Below are 11,891 nucleotides of genomic sequence, written 5' to 3' on the forward strand. Positions count from 1 at the left end.
AAGCCGCTTTGCGCGCAAGAAGGTTTTGCGACTAAACGACAGCCCAAAGGACCGCCGTAAGGGTGCCCGTCGCAGCGCCGGCCATAAAGCCATTCAGAACCGTACGAACCCGTGGGGGACGCGGCTTGAGATGGCGCAACGACAGAAACCCGATGAGGATGGATATCAGAAATGCCGTCGAAAGGGCACCTGCCAAACCAGCCCCCAGGGCCGGTAACACGGAGCAACAGCCGGCCCTGACGATGGTCTCCGCGCCATCATGGGTGACATAAAACAACGTCCCCATGCCTGTCCCGATGCTCAATCCGCCCATGATCCCCAACAGGAAGGCGCAGAGGGTCAGCAGGACGTTGCGACGGGAGAACCAGGCCACCATCGCCCCTGACACCGCTCCGGCCATCATGGCGGCAAGCTTGGTCAACTCCACCAATGGCAGGCCTTCATTACTGGGATCAAGAACCGGAATAGCCATATTTCAAAATCCTTCCATACCCCGATGATCACCTGTTCGCAACCTCGGCACATTACTTATGACGGAGTTAGCCTATCATAGTCAAGCGCGGGCGTCTAATTTTTGACTCGACGAGTTTGCCGGGACGGGCAAGACTGGCACCACTATGAACTGTTTACAACCATTGGCCTGGCTCACTTTAGCAGCGATTATTTTTCAGGCCGCCCCTGCCGCCTGTTCACCGAACTCACAGGACATCCCTGCACTGATCCGCGAGTATGCTGCGGACCAGATGGATGTCTCTAACTCGTACGACCTCCCCGGTGCACCCATCCGGTTTGAACGGCTGAGCCTCCTTTACTCCAACTGGCTTACCCGCCTGGATTCTGTGAATTTTGAAGCCCTCCCCCAGTCCGATAAAGTGGATTTTCTGCTTATGCAGAACGATCTGGAAAGCGCTTTAGATGCCCTGGCCTTTGAACGCAACAAATGGACGGAGCTGGCCCCCCTCCTACCCTTTGCCCGCGTCATTTACTCCCTTGAGGAGGCCCGCTGGCAGGGAAGGCCCGTTCAGGGGCAGGCCACCGCCTCACAGGTCGCCGAACTCTCCCGCACCCTCAAGCAACTGAAAGGGCAGGTGGAGCAGGGCTTGAAAACGAATGCCGTCGCAAGTGTATCGACCAATCCCCCCCCTTTAACGGTATCCCCTGCGCTGGCGCAACGTACGGCGACGTCAGCAACCCAATTGCGCGAGGTCTTGAAACGCTGGTATGTCTTCCATAGCGGGTACCAGCCGGACTTCTCCTGGTGGCTGAAAGCCCCTTATGAGCAAGCGGACAAGGATCTTGAAGGCTATGCCAAATTCCTAAGGGAAGACGTTGCCGGCCTGAAAGGCAAGGACGATGACCCGCTGATTGGTCAGCCCATCGGCGCCGAGGCGCTGGCGATTGCCATCCGGCACGAGATCCTGCCTTATGATGCTGAAACCCTGCTCCAGATCGGGGCCCGTGAGCGGGTCTGGTGTGAAGTCGAGATGAAGCGGGCCGCCCGCGAAATGGGATGTGGCGACGACTGGAAAGCCGCCCTGGCCAAGGTTAAGGCCGATTTTGCCGATCCCGGTCAACAGGGTGAGTTGGTCGACAAGGCCGCCCGGCAGGCCATTGCCTTCGTCAAAGACCACCAACTGGTGACCCTCCCTCCGCTCTGCGAGGAGACCTGGCGCCTCACCATGATGTCGCCCGAGACCATGAAAACCATTCCCTACGCCGCCTATAACAACCAGAACATGATGGTCGCCTATGCCCGGGACGATATGAATCATGACGACAAACTCATGGCCATGCGGGGCAACAACCGCCATTTTGTCCACACCGTCACCCCTCACGAACTGATTCCCGGTCACCACCTCCAGCGTTTCCAGGCCCTGCGTCACCACCAGGCCCGCGCGTATTTCTCAACCCCGTTTTATGTGGAAGGCTGGGCCCTCTACTGGGAACGCCGGCTGTGGGATCTCGGCTGGGCCGAATCCCCCGCCGACCGGCTAGGCATGCTCTTCTGGCGTCTGAACCGGGCGGCCCGGATCGAGGTCTCCCTTAAATTCCACCTGGGCCAGATGACCCCGACCCAAATGGTGGATTTCCTGGTTGACCACGTGGGCCACGAACGGCTGGGCGCCACCAGCGAGGTGCGCCGCTTTATCAGTGACGGCTTCTCCCCGCTTTATCAGGCGGCTTATATGCTGGGAGGACTCCAATTCGAAGCGTTGCGGAAAGAACTGGTGGAGAGCGGCGCCATGACGGAGCAAGCGTTCAACGACGCGCTTCTTGCTGAAAACGCCATTCCGATCGAATGGATCCGCGCGGAACTGCTCAAGCTCCCCCTCAGCCGCACGACCCGGTCCAGCTGGAAATTTTAGTCGGCCACCAGGTCGGGCAGGATCGCCTTGGCCATTTCCTCAAGACTGGGGCTGCCATGCAGGGCATCTTTAAGATACTTGACCGCCTGCGCCTTGGCCTTTTCATTCCCCCCGAAGGCCTCGTGTATGTAGAACGCCACCGCAAAGAAATGCTGCGACTGCTCATGGCGGTTCATGCCGCCCTTATCAATGTAATATTTGATAAAACGCATCATCTGCCCCGCAGGCACCGCTTCCCAGGGGTACTGCGCATCACGCGTGATCACCTTGGCCTCATCTGCGCCCAGGATATCCTTGCTCCCCAGCCAGCCGAAGCGGTAGCCGGTATCGGGATTGGCCTTCACATCGGCTTTGATCCCTTCAATGATGACCCCCTTCATGTCGACCATCATTTTGTAGGCCTTGACCATATGCCGCCCCCTGGCTTTACCCTCGGGCGTCTGGAGTGACTTGGTCGCCTGCTCAATGAGCTCGAGGGCCGGGGCGAATCTCTGTTGCTGCACCAGCTCCCCGCACGTTTTGCGACTGTCGGCAAGGGCGGTCATATCCACCTGGATTTTCGCCTGTTTCTCCGCTTCCTGTTTCTCAGTAGCCAGTCGCTCCGCCTCCGCCTTTTCCTGGACCGCTTTTTCCCGGGCGGTTTTTTCCGCAACGTCCGCGGATACCAGCAGGGCCGACTGAACCGCCTTTGAATACCGGTGAAGCAGGGGGGCCATTGACTCCCCCCCTTTTTGAATTTTCGCCATTTCGTCCGCCACCGATTTATGAAGATCCGCCACGTGGCCGGGAATATTGGTCAGGGTCGAGACGGCCGCCATCGCCATGTCGGAATTGGTGGCCGTCATAATCACCTTGCGCTGGGTGGCCACGTTTTCCAGGATGCCCTTCAACTCCGTGTTCGCACCGGCCATCGGACCGGCCATAAATTGGGCCGCCGAAGCCGCCACCGCCGAGGCATTGGAACCGGCGTCCACCCACTCCGCCGCCTCCGTCAATACCGCTGCCCCGGTCGCCACCATCGAGACCATTTGCTGGGCATTAGAGCCCCACATTTCCACCATGATCACGCGATTGGAAAAATCACCGGCAATCGGCTGAAGCTCCTTCAAGATCTGGTCCGCACTTTTGAGCGCCTTGGCCACCTGTGCCCGGGCTTTTCCCGCTTCGGTCTTCTGGTCCTTAGCCGCCTTGTAGGCAACCCCTCCGCCAATGGCACCCGCCAGTACGCACACCCCCACCACACTCCAAAGGACCGCTTTCCAATGCCGGAACGGGGGTTTGGCATCCTCGGGAACCGGCTCCACCATGCCGGAATGGGAGATGGACCCGGATACGTTGGCCGTCATAGCCGCTGTCGTCCCCGAGCCTTTCTTCTTGGTCAGGACAAATTTCCCCCCTTTTTTCACCGTTTGCGGCCCATGCTCCACCGGGGGCGCTAACGAGGCCAACACCCGCCGGAGGTCCGACATCAGGGAGTTGTAATTCGGATACCGCTTCTGGGGCTCTGCTTCCAGCATCCTGGCCACAATCCCCTCAACCTCGTGATTGACTCCGGGCCGGAACGTATGCAGTGGCGGGGCCGGTTCTTTAAGGCGGGCCTTCACCACATCCATCGGCGTTTCACCCTCAAAGGGCGGCTTCAGGGCTAGGGCATGAAACAGGGTTCCCCCCAGGCTGTAAATATCCGACCTCGCATCCGCCGGATGCCCGCGGAGCTTTTCAGGCGCAATGTAATAGGGCGTCCCCCAAATTCCTTTGGCGGTGCCACCCTCCGCCTTGGCTTTGAATTGCGCCAGGCCGAAATCCACCACCTTGGCCACGCCATTATTATCGAGCAAAATGTTTTCAGGCTTAACATCACCATGAATCAGACTGATGGCGGCCGCCGCATTCAGGCCCTCGGCCACATCGACGGCGATCTTGAAGATCAGGGCTTCATTCAGGAGTTCGCCCTTGGCAATCATATGGTCCAGACGCCCGCCTTCAAGCAGCTCCATCACCAGATAGGGCTGTCCATGGGCCACACCAAAGGAATAGATCTGGACAATATTGGGATGATTCAAGGCGGCGGCGGCCTGTGCCTCACGCCGGAAGGTCTCCACGAACTCGGGGTTCCCTCCGAAACTGGACTGCATGACCTTGACCGCTACCCATCGATTGAGCCCCACATCATGCCCGCGATAGACCGCACCCATCCCCCCTTTGCCGAGCAGGTCAACCAGAACAAAGGAGCCCAGCTTGCCGGGGACCCCCTGCTGAGTCCCGCATTCAGGGCACGCAATCTGGGTGAAGGTCGGCAGGCCGGAAATATCCATCAAATGGCCGCACTTGATGCAGGAGGTTTCCGGCATCGGATCCGTAATAATTTCTGACGAACTTGGTACCATGCTTTTTACAAACGTTTATTGTTATTCCTGATCATTTTGCCTAGTATGAATTGATGTGTCTACTGAAATTGATTTCTATTTAAACCACTATGAATCCTGTTTGTTTTCATATCGGATCCCACCCCGTCTACTGGTATGGGGTCATGATGGCACTGGCGTTCATGGCCGGACTCCTGCATTGGCAGTGGCTCGGGCACCGGACCCGGCGTGACACCTCACTGGCCTCTGATCTGGCCTTCTGGCTGATGGTCGGCGGGATTTTGGGGGCCCGAACCGCCTACGTGATATCCAATTTCACCTATTTCCGCGCGGCACCCCAGGAGATTATCCGGGTCGATCAGGGCGGCCTGATCTTCTACGGTGGGCTCATTGGCGGCATCCTGGCCTTTTTCATTCTCACGACCTGGCGCCATCTCAAGGCAAGCGACCTGGCAGACTTCACCGTCACCGCCCTCCCGCTCGGACATGCCCTGGGCCGGGTAGGCTGTTTCCTGAACGGCTGTTGCGGCGGATGCGAGGCGGCCCCCTCTTCTTTCCTGGCGGCCGGGCTTTCCCATTACCCGGTTCAACTCTATGAAGCCTGCTTCAATCTGGGGGTCTATGGCCTCCTGACCTGGTATTTCATCAACCGGCGCGGAACGCGCACGGGTTCGGTAGTCGCCCTTTACCTCATGACGTATCCCGTCGGTCGCTTCCTGCTGGAATTCATCCGGGGCGATGACCGCATGCGTGTCTACGGCGGACTGGATGTGGCCCAACTCATCAGCCTGGCCCTGATCGGGATCGGAATCGCCCTGTGGGGCTATACCCGGAAAAAATGAAAGTTACTCCTGATGGCAAAGGCAAGCGGTTGGATGCCTGGCTGAGCCGGGTGGAGCCAGACCTCTCGCGGGCCCGCATCCAGGAATTGATCCGCACGGGCCATATCACCCTGAACGGGAAACCCGCCAAACCCAGTCAAACCCTCGCCTCCGGACAGGACATCCAGATCGCGATCCCGCCCCCGGTTGAGATTGACCTCAGGCCGGAAGCCATTCCCCTGGATGTTTTATATGAAGACGCAGATCTGATCGTGATCAATAAGCCGGCCGGCCTGGTCGTCCATCCCGCCGCAGGACACACCTCGGGCACCCTGGTGAACGCCTTGCTGGCGCATTGCCCCGACCTGTCGGGGATCAACGGGGAGAAACGTCCGGGGATTGTGCATCGCCTTGATCGCGACACGACGGGCGTGATGGTGGTAGCCAAGCATGAGAAAGCCATGCAGTCACTGTCCCATCAGTTCAAAGACCGGGAAACCACCAAGGACTATCTGGCACTGGTCTGGGGACACCTGACGCCCTCCGCAGGCCGGACCGAGACGCTGATCGGACGGAATCCCCGTGACCGCAAGAAAATGTGTACCCACCCGGATCATGGCCGCAACGCCATTACGAATTACGAAACGCAGGAGATCTTTGCAGACGCCTCCTTACTGCGCGTCCGCATTGAAACCGGTCGCACCCACCAGATTCGCATCCATATGGCCCACCTCGGACATTCCATCATCGGGGACCCCTTGTATGGCCGCCCCCGCCACAACGTCCTGCCGGTCCCCCTCCCTCCCCGCCAGATGCTTCACGCCGCCCGCCTGACCATCACCCATCCCTCGACCGGCGAGGTACTGACGTTTAAGGCCCCGCTTCCGGAGGACATGAAGCAACTGCTGGCCGCTCTTCGAAAATAGCGATTTGCCTGCGCCACATTTCAGAATATATAGATTGAATGGAGGTGGAGTGATGGAAAACGAGACATGCTGGATACCGTTTGAGTGCATGGAACGCTTTATCAAAGACGTGTTCATGGGAATCGGCGTCCCGGAACAGGACGCGATCGTCTGCACCGATGTGCTGATTGCCGCCGATAAACGTGGGATCGACTCACACGGCATCGGCCGGCTGAAACCAATCTATTATGACCGGATCAAGGAAGGCATCCAGAATCCGGTAACGGAGTTTGAAATCATCCGGGAAGGCCCGACCACCGCCGTCATTGACGGTCATGACGGCATGGGCATGGTCATCGCCAAACGCTCCATGCAGATGGCCATCGACAAGGCAAAAAAATACGGCATGGGCATGGTGGCGGTCAGGAACTCGACCCACTACGGCATCGCCGGATATTATGCGCTGATGGCAGCCGGGAACGACATGATCGGCATCACCGGCACCAATGCCCGGCCGTCCATTGCCCCGACCTTTGGCGTGGAAAATATGCTGGGCACCAATCCGCTGACCTTCGCCATGCCGACGGATGAAGCCTTTCCATTCTTCCTGGACTGCGCCACATCGGTTTCACAACGCGGGAAAATTGAAGTCTATGACCGCCTTGATCAAGCGATCCCGCCAGGCTGGGTCATCGGCGAAGACGGCCAAACCCGTACCGATACCCACCAGATCCTTGACGACCTGATCAAAGGCACCGCCGCACTGACCCCATTAGGCGGTATCGGCGAGGAAGGGGGCGGCTACAAGGGATACGGCTATGCCACGGTCGTCGAGATCCTGTCCGCCGCGCTCCAGCAAGGGACCTTCCTGAAAGGCTTGCTGGGCTTTAGCCCCGACGGCGCCAAGCAACCTTATCATCTGGGCCATTTCTTTATCGCCATCGACATTGCCGCCTTCATCGAACCGGCGGAATTCAAACGCGCCTCCGGCGAGATCCTGAGGCAACTGCGCCACTCCCATCTCGCCCCCGGGGAACAGCGGATCTACACTGCGGGCGAAAAAGAATATCTGACCTGGCTGGAGCGCCGCGACAAGGGCGTGCCCGTCAATCCGGTACTGCAGAAACAAATACTGCAGCTCAAACGCGAATTAAATCTGCAGCAGCATGTATTTCCGTTTGAAACGAAGGCGAATTACTAACGGTCCTGAAATAATCCCGATATCCACTAAAGGTGGATCGCGACCTCTGGGCGCGATTAGCCGCCGCCCGGAGGTCGGCGGCCACCAGTGGATGTATAGATTATTTCATGCACTTCGGGGCCACCCACTTGCCTGTCACCGCGCCCTTGTACAGGGCTTCCATGACGGCGGGCCGATAGGCCGCTTCGCGGACAGGAACCACGCGGGCACTCGCATCCCCGCTGATGGCATTAAGCCAGCTCTCGAAGCCCGAGGGCACAACGGCAGGGAGTAGCTCGTGTGGCTGGTCATCCTTGATCCCCAGCTTGTCGCATTTGAAGTACAACTTGCCACCGATCACCGCCGCGTGGGCTTCAGTACCGCTAATCATCAGGGAGACAGGATTGGCGACGTCATCCCAGGCCGCCGCCAGCGTGCCGATGGCCCCATTTTTGAACTTGAGCAGGCCTTCGCCGGTTTCGTCGCAGAAGCCGGACTGGTTCTGGTAACGCTGGATGCCGGTGTCCACGCAGGCGGTAACGGACTCCACGTCACCCATCAGCCACAACATGATGTCAAGGGAGTGGGTACCCAGATCGCCAAAGGCCCCCACGCCGGAGATGGACGGGTCGGCCATCCAGCGCCAGTCATCGGCCGGATCTTGAGGCTTGGCGGCAAACCAGTCGCCCAGAGCCCCCGAATGGCAGTTGGAGCCGCGAATGCGGGTAATCTTGCCGAACGTCCCCTTTTCCACCTGTTCCTTAAGGAAGAGGTTGGTCGCAAACCCACGCATGAAATAGCCGGTAGAAAAGATCACCCGGGCTTTTTCAATGGCCTTGGCCATCGCGAAGCTGTCCTTGGCACCCATGCCCAGCGGCTTCTCCACAAACAGGTGCTTCCTGGATTTTGCGCCCACGGCGACCAGTTCCTGATGGCGGTTCGTCTCGGAGCAAATGACCACCGCCTCAATATCCTTGTCTTTCCATATGTCAGCCGACTCGCTGACGACAGTCGCGCCCAGATCGGCCGCCCGCTTCTGCGAACGGGCCGGGTTGGAATCCCAGACCTTGGTCACCTTCAGGTTGGAGCGGTTAAGAATCGCTTTCACAAAGCCCGGGGTATGAATGTGAGCACAGCCGACAAGTCCGATGTTTTTCATGGCGAGAAAGTGTCAAAACAGCACCAAAAACACAAACACAATGATGGTCTATGAAAAACCGCTGCCGAGAAGAAAGGCTTCAGCCTGGTGAAAGTTTAGCAGAATGGCGAGGGTTGACTCACTCCACCCAGAGCGGTAATATTCCCTGCATTATAAGCGGTTCGGCATAAACAGGAGAAAATCATGCTGGCAATTGAAGATGAAATTGCAAATCAAATCCAAGTCCTTTCAGACATTCAAAAGATGTCCCTTGTTGACCGGATTCTGATTCAGCTTGATCGGCCAGATCCTTCCATCGACTCAGCTTGGGCGCAAGAAGCACGTCAAAGGTGGAACGCCTATAAATCCGGGCAGGCGGAGACGGTCTCATACAACGAAGTTATGGCCAAATACCAACGTCAATGAAGCTGCGCCTTATGGGATTGTCTATGGGCAGGATGGCGACTGGGTAGTAATTGTGGCCATTGCTCATCTCCACCGTGAACCCCGCTACTGGATTGGGCGTTCCCTCACCTCCCCTTGATTTGTGTTGAGAAATTACCCCATGGAGAGAAAGACTTTAGCCTGATGAAACGCTTAACTGGATGGCTCGGCGGAGTGATCTTATTGCTCGGGATGCCGCTTCTGGGGATCTGGCTGGCAGGTGGCTCCGTCGCACCCTATCTGGAAATGCCGCCCCGAACCGACTTTGTCTCTCACTCGCCATTTTCATGGCCGGCGTTCTGCGGGTTGGCGGCGTTCATCCTCGCCATCATGGGGCCGTTTGTCTGGCGGATCATTTCCTCCTGTCCTTCAACCGTTAAACAACCCATCACCGGCCATTTCCCCTGGTGGGGCTGGCTGGCCCTGCTCTTCGGCGCACTTCCCTGGGTCATGGCCTGGACCCGCTTCCCTTGGTTCGCGCCCTTCCAGCCCTTTACCTTCACCCCCTTGTGGCTGGCCTATATCCTGGTGATGAATGCCCTGGCCTTCCGGCGCATGGGCCGCTCGCCACTGACCGACTCCCCGGGCTCCTTTCTCGCCCTTTTTCCCATCAGTGCCGGCTTCTGGTGGTTCTTTGAATACCTCAACCGCTTCGTCCAGAATTGGCATTACATCGGCATCGGGCCCCTGACCGCAGAGGAGTATGTGCTGAGGGCGACTCTCCCCTTCGCGACCGTCCTGCCGGCTTTTGTTGCCACCCGCGCCTGGCTGGCAAGTTTCCCCGGACTGACTTCAGGGCTGGCTAATTGGCGCCCCTTCAGGGTGCCGCATCCTCGCCGCCTCGCCTGGTTGGCCTTGACCTTCTCCGCCATGGGATTAGCGGGAATCAGTCTCTGGCCTGAATATCTATTCCCCCTGCTCTGGATCTCGCCCTTGATCGTCATTGGCGCAATCCGTGCACTGAACGGTACACCGACCCTGTTCAACGCCCCCGCTCGTGGCAACTGGCAGCCCCTGCTCCTGGCAGCCCTCTCCGCCCTGGTCTGTGGCTTCTTCTGGGAGATGTGGAATTTCCTCAGTCTGGAAAAATGGATTTATACAGTGCCCTTTGTTGACCGCTTCCATATTTTCGAAATGCCACTCCTCGGCTTCGCCGGTTACCTGCCGTTCGGCCTTGAATGCGCCTTGCTCACGGAGTGGATGGACAGTAAGCCGTGAGCCATTGGCAACAGGCCGTGCAGCCGCCACCCCCTGGCGCATTCCCCCTTTTGACATTCCCAGTCGGTTTTGATAGCTATGCACACTCAAAAACGAAAGACAAAGGAAGCTATGCAGGCATTTAATTACAAGTCAGGGAAGTTGTTCGCCGAGGATGTGTCCGTGGAAGAGCTGGCCCGTCGCTACGGCACCCCGCTTTATGTCTATAGTAAGTCGCACCTCAAGGAGCGGTATCAGGCGATTGCCTCAGCCATGGCCGAGATCAAGCCACTGATCTGTTTTTCCGTCAAGGCGAACAGCAATGCCGCCGTGATCAAAACCCTCGCCGAAGAAGGCGCCGGGTTCGACATCGTTTCCGGCGGGGAATTGTTCCGCGTCCTCCGCGCCGGAGCCAAGGCCAACACCATCGTGTTCGCCGGCGTCGGTAAAACGCGCGAGGAAATCGAATACGCCCTGACGGAACAGATCGCCTTTTTCACCTGCGAGTCGGAACCCGAAGCCCTCCGCATCTCCGAGTGTGCCAAACGGCTCGGCGTCACGGGCCGTATCGCCTTCCGCGTCAACCCGGATGTCGATCCCAAAACGCACAAGTACATCAGCACCGGCAAGAAGGAAAACAAGTTCGGCCTTGATTTCGAACGCACCATGCAGGCCTATGCCATGGCCGCCGCCCTGCCCCATATCGAAATTGCCGGCCTGCACATGCACATCGGCTCACAACTCCTGGACGCGGCTCCGTTCGGCGAGGCCCTGGCCAAGGTGGCCGACTTCTGCCGCCAGCTCAAAGCCAAGTACCCCACCTTCCGCTACCTGGATATCGGCGGCGGACTGGGCATCAATTACAAGCCGGACCAGCAGGCGCTGGACCCCAAGACGTATGCGTCACTCCTTCTTCCCACCCTTAAGGAGTTGGGACTGCAGGTGGTGATGGAGCCCGGTCGCAGCATCGTCGGCAACGCCGGCATCCTGGTGACGCGCGTTCAATATGTGAAGCAGAGCCATTTCAAAACCTTTATCGTGGTCGACGCCGCCATGAACGACCTGATCCGCCCTTCGCTGTATCAGGCGTATCACGAGATCCTGCCGGTCAACGCCACGGACAAGACCGTGACGGGGGACCTCGTCGGCCCGATCTGCGAATCCGGTGACTTTCTGGCACAGGATCGCGAGCTGCCGGAGGTGAAGGAGCGCGACCTGGTGGTGGCACTGAGCGCCGGCGCTTATGGCTTCTCCATGTCCTCGAATTACAACAGCCGGCCCCGCGCCGCCGAAATCATGGTGGAGGGCGACCGGGCCACCCAGATCCGCCAACGCGAAACCTGGGAAGACCTCGTCCGGGGCGAAGCCCTGAAATAAGGATAGTAGGCAGAAGACAGCGGACAGAGGGCAGAAGACAGAACATGTCCCGTCCGGCTGTAGATTGACACTTTTCAATAAAGGAGAAAAGTGCGAT

10 protein-coding genes are annotated in these 11,891 nt (G+C 58.5%); 7 read left to right on the plus strand and 3 right to left on the minus strand.

What is annotated here, in order from left to right:
• Positions 1 to 31: 31 nt before the first annotated feature.
• On the minus strand, positions 32 to 472 hold the full coding sequence (locus WCS52_17845) for a hypothetical protein (GenBank protein ID MEI6169047.1): 441 nt from the start codon (positions 470 to 472) through the stop codon (positions 32 to 34).
• Between the two features lie 145 nt (positions 473 to 617).
• Between WCS52_17845 and WCS52_17850 the strand changes: the two genes are divergently transcribed.
• Positions 618 to 2,366, plus strand: a complete 1,749-nt coding sequence (locus tag WCS52_17850) for a DUF885 family protein (GenBank protein MEI6169048.1) — start codon at positions 618 to 620, stop codon at positions 2,364 to 2,366.
• Here WCS52_17850 and WCS52_17855 read toward each other — a convergent pair.
• Positions 2,363 to 4,753, minus strand: a complete 2,391-nt coding sequence (locus WCS52_17855; protein ID MEI6169049.1) for a protein kinase — start codon at positions 4,751 to 4,753, stop codon at positions 2,363 to 2,365. The two genes, WCS52_17850 and WCS52_17855, sit on opposite strands and share 4 nt — an antisense overlap.
• Positions 4,754 to 4,842: 89 nt before the next feature.
• On the opposite strand from WCS52_17855, the gene lgt reads away from it, so the two are divergent.
• The 3 genes from lgt to WCS52_17870 are packed head-to-tail and all read left to right on the plus strand — an operon-like array spanning position 4,843 to position 7,659.
• Entirely contained in the window at positions 4,843 to 5,574 is a 732-nt protein-coding gene (gene lgt, locus WCS52_17860) for a prolipoprotein diacylglyceryl transferase (GenBank protein MEI6169050.1), read from the plus strand.
• Positions 5,571 to 6,479, plus strand: a complete 909-nt coding sequence (locus WCS52_17865; protein MEI6169051.1) for an RluA family pseudouridine synthase — start codon at positions 5,571 to 5,573, stop codon at positions 6,477 to 6,479. Before lgt ends, WCS52_17865 begins: the two co-directional genes overlap by 4 nt.
• 52 nt (positions 6,480 to 6,531) lie before the next feature.
• Entirely contained in the window at positions 6,532 to 7,659 is a 1,128-nt protein-coding gene (locus WCS52_17870; GenBank protein ID MEI6169052.1) for an Ldh family oxidoreductase, read from the plus strand.
• A 100-nt stretch (positions 7,660 to 7,759) separates the two neighbouring features.
• Here WCS52_17870 and WCS52_17875 read toward each other — a convergent pair whose 3' ends face one another.
• Positions 7,760 to 8,797: a Gfo/Idh/MocA family oxidoreductase gene (locus WCS52_17875; protein ID MEI6169053.1), complete on the minus strand. Its 1,038-nt coding sequence runs from the start codon at positions 8,795 to 8,797 to the stop codon at positions 7,760 to 7,762.
• A 183-nt stretch (positions 8,798 to 8,980) separates the two neighbouring features.
• Between WCS52_17875 and WCS52_17880 the strand changes: the two genes are divergently transcribed.
• The 3 genes from WCS52_17880 (at position 8,981) to lysA (ending at position 11,794) form a co-directional block, all read left to right on the plus strand.
• Entirely contained in the window at positions 8,981 to 9,202 is a 222-nt protein-coding gene (locus tag WCS52_17880) for an addiction module protein (protein MEI6169054.1), read from the plus strand.
• A 162-nt stretch (positions 9,203 to 9,364) separates the two neighbouring features.
• Positions 9,365 to 10,438, plus strand: coding sequence for a hypothetical protein (locus WCS52_17885; protein ID MEI6169055.1), 1,074 nt, complete (start codon positions 9,365 to 9,367; stop codon positions 10,436 to 10,438).
• 111 nt (positions 10,439 to 10,549) lie between these two features.
• On the plus strand, positions 10,550 to 11,794 hold the full coding sequence (lysA, locus tag WCS52_17890) for a diaminopimelate decarboxylase (GenBank protein ID MEI6169056.1): 1,245 nt from the start codon (positions 10,550 to 10,552) through the stop codon (positions 11,792 to 11,794).
• Positions 11,795 to 11,891: the final 97 nt, after the last annotated feature.

The sequence above is a fragment of the bacterium genome, assembly GCA_037128595.1.
In the GTDB taxonomy this organism is placed as follows: Bacteria; Verrucomicrobiota; Kiritimatiellia; order CAIKKV01; family CAITUY01; genus JAABPW01.